Origin of the sequence: Staphylococcus pseudintermedius, from assembly GCF_034042775.1 — a bacterium.
GTDB lineage: Bacteria > Bacillota > Bacilli > Staphylococcales > Staphylococcaceae > Staphylococcus > Staphylococcus pseudintermedius.
Genome location: NZ_CP120150.1, coordinates 278,526 through 297,968 on the forward strand (window position 1 = coordinate 278,526; position 19,443 = coordinate 297,968).

A 19,443-nucleotide genomic window follows, 5' to 3' on the forward strand; every position below is an offset into this window, starting at 1 on the left:
CGATTGCGATATGCGTCGCTTTTAATTTTGTCTCAATTCATATATAATAACAATATTAATTTAGGTGGTCCTAATTTAATGGATAGATATGACATTTAATGATAGAGATAGAAGAGGAAAAGGTAGAGTAAAATGAGAAAAAGTTTAGAAGAGATTAATGGAACGGTCGCATATCATCGTGATGCACCGTCATGGAAAAAAGTGTTTTTCTTTCTCGGACCGGGTGCCCTTGTAGCGGTGGGTTATATGGATCCGGGAAACTGGATGACGTCGATGGCAGGTGGTGCGCAATATGGCTATATCCTGTTATCGGTCATTTTAATTTCGAGTTTAGCTGCGATGTTACTCCAAAGCATGTGTGCGCGTTTAGGTATCGCGAGTGGGATGGATTTAGCACAAGTCACACGTGCAATGACTTCTAAAAAAGTAGCAGTCGTGTTATGGCTTTTCACAGAACTTGCGATTATGGCGACGGATATTGCAGAGGTTATCGGAAGTGCGATTGCATTGAATTTACTTTTTCATATTCCATTATGGATCGGTGTGACGGTGACAGTATTAGACGTCTTTTTACTTTTAGCCATTATTAAACTCGGATTTCGTAAAATTGAGGCACTCGTTACGGTATTAGTGTTAACTGTATTTATCATTTTCGTCTTTGAAGTTTATTTGTCAGATCCTGTATGGGGCGATGTGTTCAGTGGATTTTTACCACAGGCTTCCGTCGTGACACAACCGGGTGCTCTATATATCGCATTAGGGATTATCGGTGCGACGATTATGCCACATAACTTATACTTACATTCATCTATCGTCCAATCACGAAATTATGAACGTCAATCAGATGAAGAAAAACGAGAAGCCATTCGTTATGCGACGATTGATTCGAACGTCCAATTGTCACTCGCATTTATCGTTAACTGTTTATTATTAATTTTAGGGGCAACACTATTTTTTGGAAGCGGTGAAGCACTTGGTGGTTTTTATGATTTATATGATGCACTGACACATTCGGAAGTATCTACTGTAATTGGTGGTGCGGTGATGAGTACATTGTTTGCGGTAGCGTTATTAGCTTCAGGACAAAACGCCACAATCACTGGCACGTTATCAGGCCAAATTATTATGGAAGGTTTCGTTCATTTGAAAATGGCACAATGGCTTCGACGCTTTGTGACACGTATTATTGCGGTGATTCCTGTCTTTTTCTGTTTATGGTTATACGGTTCGAGTACTGAAAAAATCGAAAATCTACTCATCTTTACACAAGTCTTTTTAAGTTTAGCCTTACCATTAAGTGTTATTCCATTAGTCATAGCGACGAATAATCCTAAAATTATGGGCAAAGACTTTACCAATCCACGTTGGGTCAATCTCATTGCGTGGGCATTAGCGATTATCTTAACAATTCTGAATATCTATCTTATTTACGCGACTTTTGGAGAACTTGGTTAATACGGTTAAGTCGGGGGCTTGGACATGCATTGTTCAGGCCCTTAATTTTGTTTAAAAAAATGTGAAATGAATCGAGTAGATTGTTTTAATATGTTTCTTTTTGCTCTCAGGGCGCACACCCACTATAAATAAATATATATTCGTAAATTATGCATAAATAATCAAAATTCAAATCGTTAAATAAATTTTTAACATTCTTTATGTACTTTATAAAGGCGTTTTCACAATATTTTGGTTGTTGAAAAGTTATATATATTCAAAACGGACAGTTAAATTGAATGTATGAAATTTGCATTAAAATTTAATTTTCGATAACCTATTGCTTGTATCAAGACGTTAAGCATCAAGAATCAACAGAAAAGGAGTTAAAAAGAATAAGGGGTGCTTAAAATTGCATAAAAATAATAAATTGATGGATTGGGTCGTGTTCATCGGTACGGCAATCGTATTATTGATGGCCGTCATACCGATGATGGTGTTTCCTGAACAAAGTCGCGCAGTCGTCGTCGCGATGAATGGGTTCGTTACATCTAAAATGGGCGCCATCTATCTCGTATTGGGACTTGCGATTTTTTGTTTTGTATTATACATAGCTTTTGGTAAATATGGTTCGGTCACTTTAGGTCGTGCCAATGACAAGCCAGAATTTAGTGACTTTGCGTGGGCTTCGATGCTGTTTTGCGCAGGTATCGGTTCAGATATTTTGTACTGGGGTGTCATTGAGTGGGCGTATTATTTTCAAGCGCCACCACACAGTGCGAAACCCTTTTCTGAGGAAGCTTTAAACTATGCGACAATGTATGGAATGTTTCATTGGGGACCTATAGCATGGGCGATTTACGTTTTGCCAGCATTACCGATCGCATATTTAGTATTCGTCAAAAAGCAACCGGTTTTCAAAATTAGCCAAGCTTGTCGTCCGATTTTAAAAGGGCAGACAGATAAAGCATTAGGTAAAATTGTAGATATTTTATTCATTTTCGGACTCATTGGCGGTACAGCGACGTCACTCGCATTAGGTGTACCGATGATTTCTGCAGGTCTTGAAAAGTTATTCGGCTTTGACGGGTCAAGTATGGTCGTCAAAAGTATTGTGTTAATTTGTATCACGATTGTATTTGCCTATAGTTCGTACCAAGGTTTGAAAAAAGGGATTCAAGTGTTAAGTGACTTGAATGTCTGGTTATCATTTATTTTATTAGGCTTTATCTTTGTCGTTGGTCCGACTATTTTCATTATGGAAACAACAGTGACAGGCTTTGGGAACATGTTGAAAAACTTTTTCCAAATGGCGACATGGCTCGAACCATTCGGTGGTATCGGAGGACGTGAAGAGACGAACTTCCCACAACAATGGACGATATTCTATTGGTCATGGTGGATAGTTTACGCGCCATTTATCGGTTTATTCATTGCGCGTATTTCAAAAGGACGTACATTAAAAGAGGTCATTTTAGGTACGATTGTTTACGGGACATTCGGATGTGTTCTATTCTTCGGTATTTTTGGTAACTTCGCCGTGTATTTACAAATCTCAGGTCAATTCGATGTCATCCAATTTTTAAATTCACACGGTACGGAAGCGACAATCATCGAAGTCATTAGTCAACTGCCATTCTCAAAAATCATTATCGGACTGTTCATCTTGTCGGCGTTCTTATTCTTAGTCACAACATTTGACTCAGCATCATACATTGTTGCGGCAGCTACGCAAACACGCGTTAAAGGGGAACCTATTAAGCTAAATCGTCTATTTTGGGCATTTGCGCTTTGTTTACTTCCGTTTTCACTCATGTTAGTCGGTGGAGAAAAAGCATTAGAAATCTTACAAACTGCTTCTATCGTTGCAGGTGTACCACTGATTGTCATCTTTATCATCATCATGATTTCCTTTATGATGATTTTAGGTGGAGACCGCATTGCCTTACAAAGCCGTGCCGATCGCTTTAAGCGCATCGAACGTCGCTCACTAAGAATTTTACGTGTCGGTGAAGACGAAGAAGACGACAATTTATAACGATACAAAATAATGGTGTAGGACAGAAACCACAACGTCGAGGTCTTAATGTTCTACACCATTTTTATATGATTTTCAATAAACATTGTTATTTGGAACTTATTCATAAATCAGGATTGGTCTAATAATTGTTAGGCTGTCGTGAATTGAAAACTTTTTTGTGAGAATGAGTAGGGTGGAATTAATTCGTAAGGTGAACATATATGCATTTTTATAATGATTTTTAAAGAAGCATCATACATCAGCCAAAGTGAAATTTTAGTACTTTTAATGGGAGGGAAATCTGAGTATCATCAATTGCATAAAACATAGAAGCCTATTAGTCATATGTCAATCATTCTCACCTATGAAATTTATAATGATATGAGGTGATAGCATATGACAATCATAATCAATTTAGATGTTTATATACCAATATCTTTGACGATGATGGGTACTTTATGCATGACCATTGTTTTGTATAAAAAGTCAAAAAAAATAGGCTCCCGTTACACCACTAACGAGAGCACCTCATCATAGGCTATAATGATTAACATACGTTGAGTTACCAGCTCACTAATATGTTGCTATTTTTTGCACCTAGCTCAAGTTTAACCAACTTGCTAGGTGTTTTTTGATAATCAAATTATAGCACCACGATAAAGAAGAGACAACACTTTTTAAATGCCAGTCAGAATGCTCACTATACCCACTCTCAAATCGGGTCGAGAAGAAGAGGAAAAGGTTTTAGAGAAGTATTTTATCCATCTCCCAAAGTCGAAGTGATGTAAGTTTATAAGTACTGATAGAAAATAAAGCTTGCTCACACCCCAGATTGCAAGAAAGCCCGAGACTCCCGAGGGATCAACCGCAGTCGAAAATCCGCTAGCGCTTCACCTATGTATCATTTAATCAAGCGTTAGCTAGTTGAGACAAGGCCTCTGGGAACGCGAGGGCAAATTCTGCAATCGGTCTGAGATTGCTATCCAATGCATATTTTCTATACAAAAAAGCTTTATGCATGTCATTCAAACCACATCGCATAAAGCCCTTATCATCATTCCTTCGACTCCGGAATCGGAAAATATTCAAAAATCTTCCCACTCTTCAACGCATCAGTAATCGACTCAAGCCAATAATAATACACACGAGAATCTTCCAACTGCGCCTTAATCTCAACAGCCTCTTCTTTCACCGCATCCGCCACAGCATCTGCCGCAATAATCTCATCAATCATTGCCTCAGACTCTTTCAACGCAGCCAAATTAATCGAAATTTCACGATTCCATTTTTGCGTGAAAAAATTACAGAAAAACTCAAAGAAATCTTTCTCAGCCTCAAAATGTTGTTTACGACTGCCGCGTGTTAGGCGTTGCTTCACAATATCAAACTCTTGCAACTTTTTCACACCTGCGCTCATACTCGGCTTACTCATCTGTAACTCTTGGCGCATTTCATCGAGTGTCATACTTTCTTTAAAAAGCATAATGCCATACAAATTTCCAACGCTACGATTAATGCCATAAAGGTCCATCGTCTCAGCGATAGAATTAATGACAATATCTTTCGCTTCTTCTAATTTGGCTTCATATGTTTTTGCACGTGCCATAATGACGACACCTCCTATCATCATAAAACATTTTAACATTTAACTTGAGAAAAGCGAGTTATTAATTAAAAAAATTTGTAACATTCTTTATCAATTTAACGCTTTTTGTAGGAAGGTGTAAAGCAATCGCTAGCAGTTGACAGTGTCATTTTTCATATGTTAAAGTTAAATTTGTGAAATTCGTTAAATAAAAACTTAACAAACTTAACGGAGGGATACTGATGGAAGCTGTAAACCGATTATCTCGTCGCCAATATATAGACGGTGAATGGGTCGAGAGTAGTAATAAAGCAACACGTGAAATCATTAATCCGTACAATCAAGAGGTCATTTTAGAGGTGGCAGAAGGAACTGAAGCAGATGTTGAACGTGCTATCCTTGCAGCTCGTCGCGCATTTGATGAAGGGCGTTATGCGAACGAAACGGGTGAAACGAAAGGCCAAAAAGTGCGTGCGATTGCGGACAAAATTAAAGAAAACCGTGAAGAGTTAGCTTATTTAGAAACATTAGATACAGGTAAAACGTATGAAGAGTCATTAGTTGACATGGATGACATTCATAACGTGTTTATGTATTTTGCAGGTTTAGCAGATAAAGACGGTGGCGAATTGATTAACTCACCGATTGAAAACACAGAAAGCAAAGTTGTGAAAGAGCCCATCGGTGTTGTGACACAAATCACACCGTGGAACTATCCGCTATTACAAGCATCATGGAAGATTGCGCCTGCATTAGCGACAGGTTGTTCCCTTGTAATGAAGCCAAGTGAAATCACACCTTTAACGACCATTCGTGTTTTTGAATTAATGGAGGAAGTTGGTTTTCCAAAGGGTGTCATCAATTTAGTTTTAGGTGCAGGTTCTGAAATTGGCGATGTTTTATCTTCACACCCTGAAGTGGACTTAGTGTCATTCACAGGTGGTATTAAAACAGGTAAACACATTATGAAAAAAGCTGCCGATCATGTGACAAACATCGCGCTTGAATTAGGCGGTAAAAATCCAAATATTATTTTTGATGATGCAGACTTTGATCTTGCGGTAGACCAAGCGTTGAATGGTGGCTTTTTCCACGCTGGTCAAGTATGTTCAGCAGGTTCACGTATTATCGTTCACAATTCTATTAAAGACAAATTCGAAAAAGCGTTAATCGATGCGGTGAAAAAAATCCGCTTAGGTAACGGTTTTGATAAGTCGACCGAACTCGGACCATTGATTTCAGCAGAACATCGTGCGAAAGTTGAAAATTATATGAAAGTCGCGAAAGAAGATGGCGCTACGATTGCGGTTGGCGGTCAACGCCCAGAACGTGAAGACCTACAAAATGGCTTTTTCTTTGAGCCAACTGTGATTACAGATTGTGATACATCGATGCGTATCGTTCAAGAGGAAGTATTTGGTCCTGTTGTGACAGTGGAAGGCTTTGAGACAGAAGAAGAAGCGATTCGTTTAGCGAACGACTCTATTTACGGTCTTGCGGGTGGTGTTTTTACGAAAGATATCGGTAAAGCCCAACGCGTCGCAAGCAAAATGAGAATGGGTACCGTTTGGATTAATGACTTCCATCCTTATTTCGCACAAGCCCCATGGGGTGGTTACAAACAATCAGGTATCGGCCGTGAACTCGGGCATCAAGGTTTAGAAGAATATTTAGAAACGAAACATATTTTAATGAATACTAACCCTGAACCAGTGAAATGGTTTAGCCAATCTTAATACACGAATGTTGAACAGATTGACGAAGAAGGTCATGATTAACATCACGTCCCGACAACCACGACAGTTCATGACTTTTTGTACATAAAAAGATGAGAAAATATAAAGTTGTGGAGGAGTTTTTGTTATGAGTAAAGCGTACGATAAAATGTATGACTATATCATTATCGGTGGCGGTAGTGCAGGGTCTGTTTTAGGTGCACGTTTAAGCGAAGACAAAGATAAAAAGGTGTTGGTCCTAGAAGCAGGACGTAGTGACTACTCATGGGACTTATTAATTCAAATGCCTGCCGCTTTAATGTATCCATCTGGCAATCGTTTCTATGACTGGAAATATGAAACAGACGGTGAACCGCATATGGGTGGCCGTAAAGTATTCCACACACGTGGGAAAGTGTTAGGTGGTTCAAGTTCAATTAACGGTATGATTTATCAACGGGGTAATCCGTTAGACTATGAAAAATGGGGGCAACCTGAAGGCATGGACACATGGGATTATGCACACTGTCTACCTTACTTCAAACGTTTAGAGACGACATTCGGCGCAGATGCTGATGATCCGATTCGTGGCTTAAATGGCCCGATTAAACTACGTCGAGGTCCAGCTGATAACCCACTATTCCACGCCTTTTTCGATGCGGCAGTTGAAGCAGGTTATCGCAAAACAAAAGACGTGAATGGTTTCCGTCAAGAAGGTTTTGGTCCATTTGACAGCCAAATTCATAACGGTCGTCGTGTATCAGCTTCACGTGCGTATTTACGCCCAGCCATGAAACGCCCGAATTTAACGGTAAAAACACGCGCATTTGTAGAAAAGCTTCATTTCGATGGTAATACGGTTACAGGTGTGACATATAAACGTAACGGCCGTTTACACAAAGTGCTCGCGAAAGAAGTGATTTTATCTGGCGGTGCATTCAATACACCACAATTATTACAACTGTCAGGTATTGGTGATTCAGAACATTTACGTTCACTGGGTATCGAACCGCGTATTCACCTACCAGGTGTGGGTGAAAACTTTGAAGACCATTTAGAAGTTTACATCCAACATACATGTAAAGAACCTGTATCGATGCAACCAAGTCTAAATAAACTAAAAATGCCGTTCATCGGTTTAGAATGGCTCACACGCCGTACAGGTGCCGCGGCAAGTAACCACTTTGAAGGTGGCGGCTTCGTGCGCTCAAATGATGAAGTAGATTATCCAAACTTAATGTTCCACTTCTTACCATTAGCTGTACGTTACGACGGTCAAAAAGCAGAAACTGCACATGGCTATCAAGTACACGTTGGTCCGATGTATTCTAACTCACGTGGTAGTTTGAAAATTACGTCAACGAACCCTTATGTGAAGCCGAAATTCGTGTTTAACTACTTATCAACAGAAGAAGATAAACGTGAATGGGTTGAAGCCATTCGTGTCGCACGTAACATTTTAAAACAACCTGCATTAGACCAATTTAACGGTGGCGAAATTTCACCAGGACCAAGTGTACAAACAGATGAAGAAATTTTAGACTGGGTACGTCGTGATGCGGAAACAGCATTACACCCATCATGTAGTGCGAAAATGGGACCAGCGAGCGATCCAATGGCAGTGGTAGACCCATTAACAATGAAAGTTCATGGTATGGAAAACTTACGTGTTGTGGATGCATCTGTAATGCCAACTACGACAAATGGTAATATTCATTCACCTGTATTGATGTTGGCGGAAAAAGCAGCTGACATCATCCGTGGTAGACAACCATTAGAACCTGAATATGTAGATTATTATATTCATGGTAAGAGTCATCCAGATGCAGGTGCGATTGATTAAGAGATGATCATAATAGCGATTGATTTTGAGATTGTTGCGACGATTTCAAGATCAGTCGCTTTTTTATGTAGGAAACGAAAAAGAGGATTAAACATTTTCAGTTTCTTCTATTGTAAAAGCAATAATCACAAAACTATCGTATTTTATGGTTGAATATATGAGGTATAAGATTCTGCTTTTTGGGATAATCTTTTCAGAGCGCTTAAATTTCAATCGCTAATACTAACGCTTCTGATACAGAAAAGCGGTTGACTTAGAGTTGTTCTAAATGTATAATAATGCGATATAAAGAATAAATAATCATAAAAGGTGTGATGAAGATGGGACGTACACGACTACTTTAAAGAAACTGAAGGCTTTTAAAGGGAAAAGTTTATTGAAAACAAAGGATTTTGATGCTGAGGCTTTAATGACGTTAATTGACTTTTCGATGGCGTTAAAACATAAGAAGCAGCATCACTTGCCACATCCGTTTTTGAAAGGGAAAAACATTGCGCTTATTTTTGAAAAGCCCTCTACACGAACAAGAGCAGCATTCAGCGTAGCGGCACATGATTTAGGTGCACATGTGGATTATTATGAAAAAGGGGATATTCATCTAGGGGTCAAAGAATCGATTGCCGATACAGCGCAAGTTTTCGGACGTATGTATGATGGTATCGAGTTTCGTGGCTACCACCAGTCAGATGTAGAAGAGTTAAGTCAACATTCGGGTGTGCCTGTATGGAATGGTTTGACGAATGAATGGCATCCGACACAAATGATTGCAGACTTTATGACTATCAAAGAACATTTTGGCGCATTAGAAAATCGCACATTAACGTATGTCGGTGATGCGTCAAACAATGTGGCACATGATTTACTTGTGACAGGGGCAATATTAGGCGTCAATATTCATATCGCCGCACCAGAAAATTTACAACCCCATCTTGATGTTCAAACCATTGCCCACCAGTATGCAGAGCAATCAGGCGGGAATATCATGATTACTGAAAATGTCCAACAAGCCGTCTATCATACGGATGTACTCTATACAGACGTCTGGGTATCGATGGGGACAGATGAAAGTGAGTGGGGCACACGCATCGAAAACATGTTGCCTTATCAAATTAATGATACGCTTCTTGTTCAAGCAGACAACCCAGACCTCATCGTCATGCATTGTTTACCAGCGTTTCATAACTTAGAAACGACCACGAGTCAAAAACTTTATGACCAGTTCGGATTAGAAGCGTTAGAGATTACAGATTCAGTATTCAACGGTCCAAACTCTGTTGTCTTTGAACAAGCAGAAAACCGTTTGCATGCGATCAAAGCGATTATGGCTGCAACACTCGGCGACCTGTTTTAGATAAAAGGAACAATAAAAAACCCAATCCAATCCGATGTATTGAACCGCATTGGATTGGGTTTTAATCGTATTTAAAAAAGTTATGAATGAACGTACGTAACTACAAAGACATCAGCAAAGTTTTAGATTGTTCCTCAGAATCTGTAAGACTACGGTTTGGAAGTTGTTAGATAAAGCGATGGAGGTACTAGAATAAATTATCGCTTAAAAAAGTACGTTTTACGAATGAGTACATTAAAAGTGAAAAAAATAAGGTTATGGGTGATGTGATTTTATCAGCTAAAAAATATTGTATCTATTTAAGCAATCAGTAACAGGTGATGGGACTGAAACGAAAGATGTATTAGTGAAGAAAAATATATTTAAATGCAATCCAGACACTGGACGTATGAACCTTATTTACAATGAACACGTTGAGTTAGTAGAAGTGCCTATTAAGCCACGTGACCATTTAAAGGCACGAGATTTGTTAGATAAGTTTCATAGTTTGTATACAGAGAAGTTGGATGTAAATCTAGCCACGACGACATTTATAGAAGATATTCCGTTGAAAGAGCAATAAATATATTAATATTACTGTGGTTTTGGAGTAAAAGGAAAAAGCTACTGTTTGTGTAACTTTCAAGTATTGTTGGCCAAAAATATTATTAGCAGTTCCACAATTACTAATAGCAAAAAGTTCCCAAAAAGGTACAGCCCTCAAGAAAAAGTCATGCAAAAAATTATTGAAATAATCAATTTAATTATTGATGTTATAGACAAAAGTCTCCGAGCGATAGATATTGTTAAGCAAAAAAGAATAATTGTTGTCCTATAACTTGCATAGTAGAACTTAAATAGCCATCCACTAAAAGATTACTCCCGTAGGCTATATAAAACTTAAAGTATCTGTGGTTCTATTATTAATAGCATATATAGTTTAACTAGAAGAATGAATTAGTAGAAAAGTAAATGAAACTATGTATCTATTTTGTCCAAGAATCTATAAGAGTTTGTAAGTTTTGTTGTTTCGGAACTTGTAGATGATGCAAACCATTAAATAAGCTGAAAGATAAAATATATAATATAAAATTAATGTATATAATTTTAATATAAGAAATGTTTTTAGGTCGCTTCCTAAAGTGCTCTATTTGAGGGGAATTAAAATCGTGAAGGTAATTTAATTTTTGACTAGATCGTCTATTTATTTTATAAGAATTGATAGTACAATAAACATTAATTATTTCTATAATTTCATTTTCATCTTATTTAAAAAGATGTTTATAACTTGTAATTCTTAACATAAAGTGGTACAAAAAAACAAAGTCTTAAATAAGAAGGCATAAATATAATCGTGTCTTTGTTATACTATTGGTTTCATTTAAAGACTCATACATAAAGCGAAGGGGAAAACTATGTACAAGAAATTATTCTATTCTAAGATTTCGGAATTGAAAAAAAATGGTAATTACAGAGAATTCACGGAAGTAAACCGGGTTTCTTCTAAGTATCCATTAGCGAAAGGTGAGTATGGACAAGAAATTATAGTATTTTGCAGTAATAATTATTTAGGAATGTCGCAAGATAAAAGCGTCATAGAATCTATGGCTAAAGGTATTGGTATAATTGGTGGGTATATAGCTGGAGAGAGAGGGATGATTGACGTTATTAGATCATATTCGTCGGGCTTTATTTTTACTACTGCTCTTCCTCCAGCAATAGTAGCTGGCTGCCTTCAAAGTATTAAAGTTGTAAGAAAGAGGGATGATTTAATAAGTGCATTACACACTAATACGAAGAGACTTAGAGAAAAACTTAAAGCCAATGGCATCGAGGTGTTGAAAGACAGTACTACACACATTCTCCCAGTAATAATAGGAGATTCTCAAAAATGCAAAGAGGCCGCTAAAATGCTATTTGAAACTTTCAATATTTATGTACAGGCAATAAATGCACCTACCGTTAAGAAAGGGACGGAACGTTTTAGAATTAACGTTACGCCTAATCATACAGCTGAACAAATAGATCTTTTAGTTTCTTCCATTGTTTTTGTTTTTGATCAACTAAATATTAAACGTAGTGTATTAGTAAAATGAATTATTTGATGTATTTGTTTTGCATGTTTATATGGGGATTGAATTTTATTGCAGTCAAAATACAAGGTAACAGTGTATCATTAGAAGTTGCGTTACTTTATAGATCTATTATAGCATTACTACTATTTTTAGCTTTACTATCTTTAATATACAAAAAAATTGATTTAAAAAACATAAACTTTTTGACTGTTGTGAGTTTCGGTTTGTGTAACTTTACTATAAGTTATTTGCTCTTGTATTATGGAACATTTTATAGTTCTGCAGCTATAGTAACATTAATATTTTCTATGAAAGCAATAATAACTCCTGTTTTTATTAGTGTCGTATTTCGGACACAAGTATCTAAAAGAATTTATTTTGGTGGAATACTAGGGCTATTAAGTGTATTTATAATAATATATCCTGATTTGCATAAGTTGCCGTCTAGTTTTTATATAGGCGTTTTATTTGCTTTGTTAGGTACAGTTGTAACTTCGATAGGGGATGTCCTATCAGCTTACAATAGTCAAAAGAAGACTAATCCGGTTATAGCTAATGTAATTGGCATGTCAGTAGCGGTTATCTTTTTAATTGTTTATACGTATATCAATGGCGACAGTTACTCAATACCCACTGAAATAAATTTTTGGTTTGGATTAATATATTTAGCAGTGTTTGCATCATTCTTAGCGTGGTTATTTTACTTGAAATTAATAAGTAATATAGGGGCCTCTGAAAGCGGATATATGGTTGCAATGTTCCCTGCTATTGGAGGTGCAGCAAGCGTATTTATGGGAGAATCTCAGTTGAATATGAATTTATTGATAGGTATAGTTCTTGCGTGTATAGGAGCATATTTGGCACTTCGTAAGCCTAACAGAGCTTAATTACTATACTGATTTTCATATTTTTGGTCGTCGCTTATATTAGGTGGCGACTTTATTATATAAGAGGTCTGGGGAAAAGACTTATATATTGTAGTGAAAAATAAGATATAAATGTCTATTCATTAAATCAAAGTAGGTATTTTTTGAAAAGGGGATGATGCGATTGAACGTGAGCGAGACTCCTGAGGGATAGATGATATCTGAAGTCATTGTTTTTCATTTTGATAGTGGTGACTGTTTAACACAGTGGCTGTCTGACTTCTCAATGATGATGCTTTTGAGAAGACTAGTTAGCCTTGCGGGAGCAGTACAGAAATCTTATGTGTAACAAAGATTTCTGTACTGCTCCCGAAAATCCACTACTTTTTTATAACATTTCAATCAAGCAGAATTGAGTTGAGGTTTCAGTGACTCGGAAAGCGCAGAATGGTTCAGCAATCTGAATGTTACGACAATGTACGCAACCTACCATTCTTCAATATCTTGACGTTCACCTTTAAAATTATTACGTTTCTCATGCCGTTCCCCCAACAACGCTTCCACTTCTGCAAATGTCACATCTTGCGCTTGAAGTAATACGAACAAGTGATACAATAAATCCGCACTTTCCGCAATCAATTCATCACGATCATCTTTCATCGCCGCAATCACGACTTCAAATGCTTCTTCACCAAACTTCTTCGTAATTTTCTCTTTACCTTCATTGAGTAAGTACTGTGTATACGAGCCACTATCTGCTTCCTGTGCACGTGTTGCAACCGTTTCTTCAAGTTGTTGCACTTTAAAACCACCTTCTGTTCCAAAACAACTCTGTGCACCGGTGTGGCATGTTGGGCCCATCGGTTCGACAAACAGCAATAATGTATCTTGATCGCAATCTAAATACATATCTTTAACTTTTTGAATGTGTCCTGAAGATTCGCCTTTTTTCCATAGACGACCTTTGGAGCGCGAATAAAACCAAGCGACTTCTTCTTCTACCGTTTTTTGGAACGCTTCTTCATTCATATAACCTAACATCAACACTTGTTTTGTATCGGCATCTTGTAAAATGACAGGGAGTAATCCTTTTGAAAAATCTGGTTTTAAGGCCATCTGACAGGCACACCTCCATTTTCGAGTTCTTGTTTGATTTCGTGAACAGTCGTTTCTTTGTCGTGTAATATACTTGCCGCAAGTCCTGCTGAGACAGGGGTTTGTGTGAAAAGTTCGGTAAAGTGACGTGCCTTGCCACCACCCCCCGACGCAATAATTGGAATATTGACGCGTTCAGCAATCCCATTCAAATGTTTAAGGTCAAAGCCTTGTTTCATCCCATCAAAATCCATGCTTGTGACGAGAAGCTCACCAGCCCCGAGTGATTCGACTTCTTGGACCCAATCATACACCCGTTTATCAGTGCGCTTTTTACCGCCGTGTGTACAACAGAAATAATCATCTAACTTTGGATCATATTGACTGTCGATGGCGATACAAATGCATTGTCGTCCAAACTTTTCGCTCGCTTGACGGATGAGTTCAGGGTTATTGAGTGCTGCTGAATTAAGTGATACTTTGTCGGCACCATGCTTTAACAAATCAGAAATGTCATCGAGTGAAGCAATACCGCCCCCGACCGTTAATGGGATAAACAGTTGCTCGGCAGTTTGTTGGATAATGTCTAACGTTAAAGCATGGCCCCGCTCAGTTTTGGAAATATCTAAAAAGACGAGTTCATCGGCACCGGCTTCGTTATAGTACATGGCTAGATCAACGGGATCACCGATGTCCCTTAAACCTTTAAATTGAATGCCTTTTACGACGCGGCCATCTTTCACATCGAGGCAAGGAATGATTCGTTTTTTAATCAACTTAATCCCTCCCAAAATGTGCTTTGATTTGCAGCTTTACCGACAATTGCAGCAGTAACACCTGAAGCTTCAAGTCTTTCAAGATCTTGTCGATCACGAATGCCTCCTGATGCGACGACAGGTAACGATGTCGCTTGTGCAAGTTGAGCGGTGATTTCAAAGTTCGGACCTGCTAATTTACCATCTTTCGAAATATCTGTGTAAATAACGCCACCTAACGGGAATGTCTCGATTTGAGCGACGTAGTCAAATAAGTCTAACGCAGCATCTTCTGTCCAACCGTTAATTTTGATTGCTGTGCGATATGCATCGACGGATACATAAATTTTCCCAGGAAATAACTGACTCATTTCAGCGAGCCATGCTGTATTCGTAATTGCTTGTGTGCCGACAATACAGTAATCGACACCTGAATCAAAATAGCGTCGCAACGTAGCCTCATCACGAATGCCACCCCCGACTTCAATTGGTTTATCACTCGCTTGAATGAGTTGTTGAATATAATCCATTTCAATCGCGCGTTGTGCTTTGGCGCCGATGAGGTCGATAATGTGAATGCGGTCGACACTTTCGAATTGATTGTAAAATTGAATACTGTCTTCTGCGCTTCTCGTCATCGCCTCTGAAGTGCTGTAATCTCCCTCGGTCAAGCGCACACTTTTACCTTCAATTAAATCAATGGCAGGCCAAATTTTAATCATGTTGCCATCCTCCTTTTAATGCTTGTGCTAAGATGTCCAAGCCATAATTCCCACTTTTTTCAGGGTGAAATTGAATGCCGATATATGGACCGCGTTGGACGATACCAGGAATTTGAGTGCCGTAATCTGTATAGGCGACAACATCGTCATTCATCGGCGCTTGGTACGTATGCACATAATAGACGTCTTTATCTAAACTCGGGACGTCGCTTTTTAACTGATTCCAACCGAGATGAGGCACTGTGTAAGGCGTGTCTATCGCACGAACATGACCTTCGAAAAAGCCGAGCCCAGGGACATGACCTTCATCGCTAAAAGCATAGAGCAATTGCATCCCGAGACAGATACCAATAATGGGCTTTTGTTGTCGTTTCAATAATGGCGCCAGTTCATAACGGTCAATGGCTTGCATGGCGTCTTTAAAATGACCGACCCCTGGTAAAATGAGCTGTTCGGCATGTTCAATGACTGCAGGATCACGTGAGACGACGACATCATAGCCGAGATGTTGTACGGCACGTTGGACATTTAAAATATTGCCTAATCCGTAATCTACAATGACAATCATGATTCAATCACACCTTTAGACGAAGGGATACGTGCTTCTTGTGATGGGCGCAATGCTTGTTTTAAGGCGCGGGCGAACGCTTTGAATACTGATTCAATCTCATGGTGTGTATTGCCTTGGTGCAGTAAATCGATGTGTACCGTGAGTCGCGCATTGATGACTAACGCTCTAAAAAATTCTTCAACTAACTCTGTATCAAACTGCCCGACCTTTTCTTTACTGAATGACGCATTAAAGTTTAAATAAGGACGTCCACTAATATCGACAACAGCACGGGCTAATGTTTCATCCATTGGTAAATATTGTTGGCCGTAACGCTCGAAATGTTTTTTATCGCGCGTCAGTTGTAACAATAATTGACCGAGTACGATACCGATATCTTCAGTTGTATGGTGATCATCCACCCACGTATCGCCATCGACATGAATATTGAAGTACAGGCCACTGTGAAAGCTGAGTAGTGTCAACATATGATCTAAAAAGCCGACACCTGTATCGATATGACTTGTTTCTTGCGCTTCTGAAAGTTCAATGGCAATTTTAGTTTCTTTCGTTTCACGGTTAATTTGATATGTCATGACGTTCACTCCATTCTTTGACGACTTGTTCAAAACGGTCTAGCTGGGCTTCTGTCGCAATGGAATAGCGGACAAATCCTGCCATCGTTGCTTCAGATGGGTCATTGTAAAAACGTGGGAGAAAGCCGTGTTGTTCCACATGGCGTCCGAGTACCATTGCTTGAGGTCCAGCAGTTAGCACAAAGTTGGTCTCACTCGGATAAATCGTCATATGTGGACTGGCATATTGTTGTAATATAGCTTTCAACCGTGAGCTTAAATGACGTTGGTGTGCAATGAATGCTTCAGTGTCTGCTTGGTTTTCGAATAGTTGAATACCGATTGCCATTGTGAGCGCACTGAGCGGGTAAGGGTGTTCAATTTGTCGAACAAGTTGAATCGTTTTTTCTGTGCCAATTAACACACCGAGACGCAACCCAGCCATCGCATAAGCTTTCGACAATGTGCGCATGACCAAAATGTGATCTTCTAACGCAATATCGAGCGGTGTTGAAAAATCAATATACGCTTCATCAATGACGAGATAGCCTCCGAGTTGTTTCATGCGATTGGCAACGGCCAGCAAATAACTTTCATCAAAACGGTGACCAGTCGGATTGTGTGGATTACTTAATATGAAGAAACTCGGCTGTACCGCTTCAATCTTGTCCAATACGGCTTCAACTGGAAAAGATAACTCTGGTGTAGCATCCACAAATTGAATATCGCGGTTCACTTGGCGCGCGTAATCTTGATACATGAAAAAGTCGGGGTTGAGCGTTAAACATGGTCCATCTGGCATGATGAGCATTAACTTTTGAATCAGTTCATCAGAGCCATTGCCACAAGTGATTTGTTCGCGTGTGAAAGTATTACCATAGTATCGCGCATAAGCTTTACGAAAACGATCATACGCCACGTCAGGATAGAGGTGATAGTCACACTTTTCGATGAGTTTGGTTAATGTTTCTGTCGATAGTGGTTTGATCGGACTTTCATTTTTGTTCATACGAATCATGCGTTGTCACCTCTTTGTCTAATTTCTAATGATTTTTGGTGGTGATACAGTTGTTCATCTTGAGCGATACGTGCTGCATCTCGATACGTTTTTTCATAGGTTGCTTCTGATAAGTGAACCACCGTATGTTTTGTTAAAAAGTCATTGACCGATAAACCGTGTTGAAAGCGGGCTGTCCGTTGTGTAGGTAGAACGTGGCTTGGTCCCGCAATATAGTCTCCAATCGCTTCCGGCGCATAGCCACCTAAGAATAGGCTGCCAACATAGTGAATATGTGGCAAATAGTTTTCAGGCTGCGCGGTTTGAATTGATGCATGCTCTGGTGCAATAGTATTCATCACATGACAACTGTCTTCAAAATCAGTCGCGTGAATGAGATAGTGATTATCTTTCAAACTGACTTTTAAAATGTCATGACGTGGTGCACCGTTAAGTGTTTGTTGGATACGGCTTTCTAAACTTTCGAGCAATGCCAAATCTGTTGAAATGACAAATGTCCGCGCCATTTCATCATGTTCTGCTTGAGCAAATACATCATAGACAACTGCTTCTAAGTTACATGTATCATCAATTATCAATGCAATTTCACTGGGTCCCGCAATTTGATCGATACCGACTTCGCCATACAATGCTTTTTTCGCATAGGCGACATATTGATTACCTGGACCGACAATTTTATCGACTTTCGGGATGGTTTCTGTACCATAAGCGAGTGCTGCAATACTTTGTGCACCGCCGACTTGATACACATGATCCACACCAGCAATATGACATGCTGCGAGTACACTCGGTGCAACACCATTCTGCTGAGGCGGCGTGACGACACTGATGTTTTTCACACCGGCTACTTTCGCGAGTGTGGCCGTCATTAATACAGTGGAAGGGTAGCTCGCTTTACCGCCTGGCACATATATACCGACACGTTCAATCGGGTGATACACTTCATAAAGTTCAGGTGTCGCGTATTGGTTTTCGTATTTGATTTGTGTTTGATAATCGCGAATTCTTCGGAAACTATGCTCAAGTGCGTGACGTAAATCTTCATCTATATTGTGGTACGCTGCTGCAATGTCAGCTTGTGGCACTTCCAACGCCTCCACCTTGATGCCATCAAATTGTTGATTATAGTCATGTAATGCTAGGTCTCCTTCACGTCGCACGCGTTCACAAATGGCAGTGACTTGTGCGTGAATTTCAGGATTGAATGTTTCTGTTGTTTCGAATTGTTGTAAAAAGGTTTGGCTATTAACGATCAATGAGCGACACTCCTAACATGTTAATAAATGCATCAATTTCTGATGATTGGGTGAAAAAACTTTGTCGATTCGTAATGAGTTGCGCTTGAATATCTGTAATATGTTCTTTTTCGACTAACCCGTTCGAACGCAATGTCGTCCCTGTTTGAACAATGTCAACGATGCCGTCGACCATGCCAATCACACAAGCAAGTTCGATAGAGCCGGATAATTCGATCAGTTCGACATCACGTCCTGTCGCTTTAAAATAATCTCTTGCTGTTTTAGGAAAAGAAGTTGCGACTTTGCGATAGTCCGTTGTCTCGTCAAATGCTGCGACTGAAAAGTGACATTGGCCAAAAGGAAGTGCAAGCAGTTGATTGACGTCGTATTGCGCTTCGTTGAGAATATCACTGCCTGTAATGCCAATATCAGCAATGCCTTGTTCGACATAGATAGGGACGTCATTGCCTTTGACGAATAAAAAATGGAAAGGCGATACTTTAATTTGAAGCTGGCGTTCTCTAGACTTTAATTGTGCTGCCAAATCGTTTTGACCTTGTGATTCTAAATAGGCGATAAAACTTTTGAGCAGGCGACCTTTAGCTAATGCGATCGTAAGCAC

Annotated in this window: 16 protein-coding genes and 1 pseudogene; 8 read left to right on the plus strand and 9 right to left on the minus strand. The window is 39.1% G+C overall.

The window, feature by feature from the left end:
* The first annotated feature begins 132 nt into the window (after positions 1-132).
* Together P3U61_RS01105 and P3U61_RS01110 are read left to right on the plus strand one after the other, a co-directional pair.
* Entirely contained in the window at positions 133-1,455 is a 1,323-nt protein-coding gene (locus P3U61_RS01105) for an Nramp family divalent metal transporter (protein WP_199273872.1), read from the plus strand.
* Positions 1,456-1,867: 412 nt separating this feature from the next.
* Positions 1,868-3,472, plus strand: coding sequence for a BCCT family transporter (locus P3U61_RS01110; protein ID WP_037544109.1), 1,605 nt, complete (start codon positions 1,868-1,870; stop codon positions 3,470-3,472).
* Positions 3,473-4,508: 1,036 nt separating this feature from the next.
* Here P3U61_RS01110 and cudC read toward each other — a convergent pair.
* Positions 4,509-5,060, minus strand: a complete 552-nt coding sequence (gene cudC / locus P3U61_RS01115; protein ID WP_014612890.1) for a choline uptake/conversion transcriptional regulator CudC — start codon at positions 5,058-5,060, stop codon at positions 4,509-4,511.
* A gap of 221 nt (positions 5,061-5,281) precedes the next feature.
* Here cudC and betB point away from each other — a divergent pair, with 221 nt between their 5' ends.
* From betB to P3U61_RS01145, 6 genes and pseudogenes are all read left to right on the plus strand, one after another.
* Positions 5,282-6,775, plus strand: a complete 1,494-nt coding sequence (betB, locus tag P3U61_RS01120) for a betaine-aldehyde dehydrogenase (RefSeq protein WP_014612891.1) — start codon at positions 5,282-5,284, stop codon at positions 6,773-6,775.
* A gap of 127 nt (positions 6,776-6,902) precedes the next feature.
* Positions 6,903-8,597 (plus strand): choline dehydrogenase, encoded by a 1,695-nt coding sequence (betA, locus tag P3U61_RS01125; protein WP_199569124.1) that lies wholly within the window; start codon positions 6,903-6,905, stop codon positions 8,595-8,597.
* 409 nt (positions 8,598-9,006) lie between these two features.
* Positions 9,007-9,948 carry an ornithine carbamoyltransferase gene (argF, locus tag P3U61_RS01130; protein ID WP_233506569.1) on the plus strand — a complete coding sequence of 314 codons (942 nt, stop codon included), beginning with the start codon at positions 9,007-9,009 and terminating at the stop codon, positions 9,946-9,948.
* Positions 9,949-10,172: 224 nt separating this feature from the next.
* A pseudogene (locus P3U61_RS01135) lies at positions 10,173-10,510 on the plus strand (terminase small subunit); the annotation flags it as partial.
* 832 nt (positions 10,511-11,342) lie between these two features.
* A complete protein-coding gene (locus P3U61_RS01140; RefSeq protein ID WP_199569125.1) occupies positions 11,343-12,023 on the plus strand; it encodes an aminotransferase class I/II-fold pyridoxal phosphate-dependent enzyme in 681 nt (226 codons plus the stop codon).
* Positions 12,020-12,889, plus strand: coding sequence for a DMT family transporter (locus P3U61_RS01145; protein WP_199569126.1), 870 nt, complete (start codon positions 12,020-12,022; stop codon positions 12,887-12,889). The genes P3U61_RS01140 and P3U61_RS01145 overlap by 4 nt, the downstream gene beginning before the upstream one ends.
* Positions 12,890-13,354: 465 nt before the next feature.
* Here P3U61_RS01145 and hisIE read toward each other — a convergent pair whose 3' ends face one another.
* From hisIE to hisG, 8 genes are read right to left on the minus strand one after another with little or no spacing between them, the layout of a single operon-like run.
* On the minus strand, positions 13,355-13,984 hold the full coding sequence (gene hisIE, locus P3U61_RS12215) for a bifunctional phosphoribosyl-AMP cyclohydrolase/phosphoribosyl-ATP diphosphatase HisIE (RefSeq protein WP_070407496.1): 630 nt from the start codon (positions 13,982-13,984) through the stop codon (positions 13,355-13,357).
* Positions 13,975-14,739, minus strand: coding sequence for an imidazole glycerol phosphate synthase subunit HisF (gene hisF, locus P3U61_RS12220; protein WP_014612895.1), 765 nt, complete (start codon positions 14,737-14,739; stop codon positions 13,975-13,977). Before hisF ends, hisIE begins: the two co-directional genes overlap by 10 nt.
* The gene (gene hisA / locus P3U61_RS01155; RefSeq protein WP_014612896.1) at positions 14,736-15,440 is read right to left on the minus strand and encodes a 1-(5-phosphoribosyl)-5-((5-phosphoribosylamino)methylideneamino)imidazole-4-carboxamide isomerase; all 705 of its coding nucleotides are present in this window, start codon (positions 15,438-15,440) and stop codon (positions 14,736-14,738) included. Before hisA ends, hisF begins: the two co-directional genes overlap by 4 nt.
* A complete protein-coding gene (gene hisH / locus P3U61_RS01160) occupies positions 15,433-16,008 on the minus strand; it encodes an imidazole glycerol phosphate synthase subunit HisH (RefSeq protein WP_110161233.1) in 576 nt (191 codons plus the stop codon). Before hisH ends, hisA begins: the two co-directional genes overlap by 8 nt.
* On the minus strand, positions 16,005-16,586 hold the full coding sequence (gene hisB / locus P3U61_RS01165; RefSeq protein ID WP_014612898.1) for an imidazoleglycerol-phosphate dehydratase HisB: 582 nt from the start codon (positions 16,584-16,586) through the stop codon (positions 16,005-16,007). Before hisB ends, hisH begins: the two co-directional genes overlap by 4 nt.
* On the minus strand, positions 16,570-17,583 hold the full coding sequence (locus tag P3U61_RS01170) for a pyridoxal phosphate-dependent aminotransferase (RefSeq protein ID WP_110160726.1): 1,014 nt from the start codon (positions 17,581-17,583) through the stop codon (positions 16,570-16,572). The genes hisB and P3U61_RS01170 overlap by 17 nt, the downstream gene beginning before the upstream one ends.
* Positions 17,580-18,839: a histidinol dehydrogenase gene (hisD, locus tag P3U61_RS01175; protein ID WP_014612900.1), complete on the minus strand. Its 1,260-nt coding sequence runs from the start codon at positions 18,837-18,839 to the stop codon at positions 17,580-17,582. Before hisD ends, P3U61_RS01170 begins: the two co-directional genes overlap by 4 nt.
* Positions 18,829-19,443 carry an ATP phosphoribosyltransferase gene (hisG, locus tag P3U61_RS01180; RefSeq protein ID WP_063284764.1) on the minus strand — a complete coding sequence of 205 codons (615 nt, stop codon included), beginning with the start codon at positions 19,441-19,443 and terminating at the stop codon, positions 18,829-18,831. The genes hisD and hisG overlap by 11 nt, the downstream gene beginning before the upstream one ends.

Excerpts from the sequence above, each read along its gene's own strand:
- P3U61_RS01105 (WP_199273872.1), top strand. The coding sequence starts at position 133 with ATGAGAAAAAGTTTAGAAGAGATTAATGGAACGGTCGCATATCATCGT.
- P3U61_RS01110 (WP_037544109.1), top strand. The coding sequence starts at position 1,868 with ATGGATTGGGTCGTGTTCATCGGTACGGCAATCGTATTATTGATGGCC.
- cudC (WP_014612890.1), bottom strand. The coding sequence starts at position 5,060 with ATGGCACGTGCAAAAACATATGAAGCCAAATTAGAAGAAGCGAAAGAT.
- betB (WP_014612891.1), top strand. The coding sequence starts at position 5,282 with ATGGAAGCTGTAAACCGATTATCTCGTCGCCAATATATAGACGGTGAA.
- betA (WP_199569124.1), top strand. The coding sequence starts at position 6,903 with ATGAGTAAAGCGTACGATAAAATGTATGACTATATCATTATCGGTGGC.
- argF (WP_233506569.1), top strand. The coding sequence starts at position 9,007 with ATGACGTTAATTGACTTTTCGATGGCGTTAAAACATAAGAAGCAGCAT.
- P3U61_RS01140 (WP_199569125.1), top strand. The coding sequence starts at position 11,343 with ATGTACAAGAAATTATTCTATTCTAAGATTTCGGAATTGAAAAAAAAT.
- P3U61_RS01145 (WP_199569126.1), top strand. The coding sequence starts at position 12,020 with ATGAATTATTTGATGTATTTGTTTTGCATGTTTATATGGGGATTGAAT.
- hisIE (WP_070407496.1), bottom strand. The coding sequence starts at position 13,984 with ATGGCCTTAAAACCAGATTTTTCAAAAGGATTACTCCCTGTCATTTTA.
- hisA (WP_014612896.1), bottom strand. The coding sequence starts at position 15,440 with ATGATTAAAATTTGGCCTGCCATTGATTTAATTGAAGGTAAAAGTGTG.
- hisH (WP_110161233.1), bottom strand. The coding sequence starts at position 16,008 with ATGATTGTCATTGTAGATTACGGATTAGGCAATATTTTAAATGTCCAA.
- hisB (WP_014612898.1), bottom strand. The coding sequence starts at position 16,586 with ATGACATATCAAATTAACCGTGAAACGAAAGAAACTAAAATTGCCATT.
- P3U61_RS01170 (WP_110160726.1), bottom strand. The coding sequence starts at position 17,583 with ATGATTCGTATGAACAAAAATGAAAGTCCGATCAAACCACTATCGACA.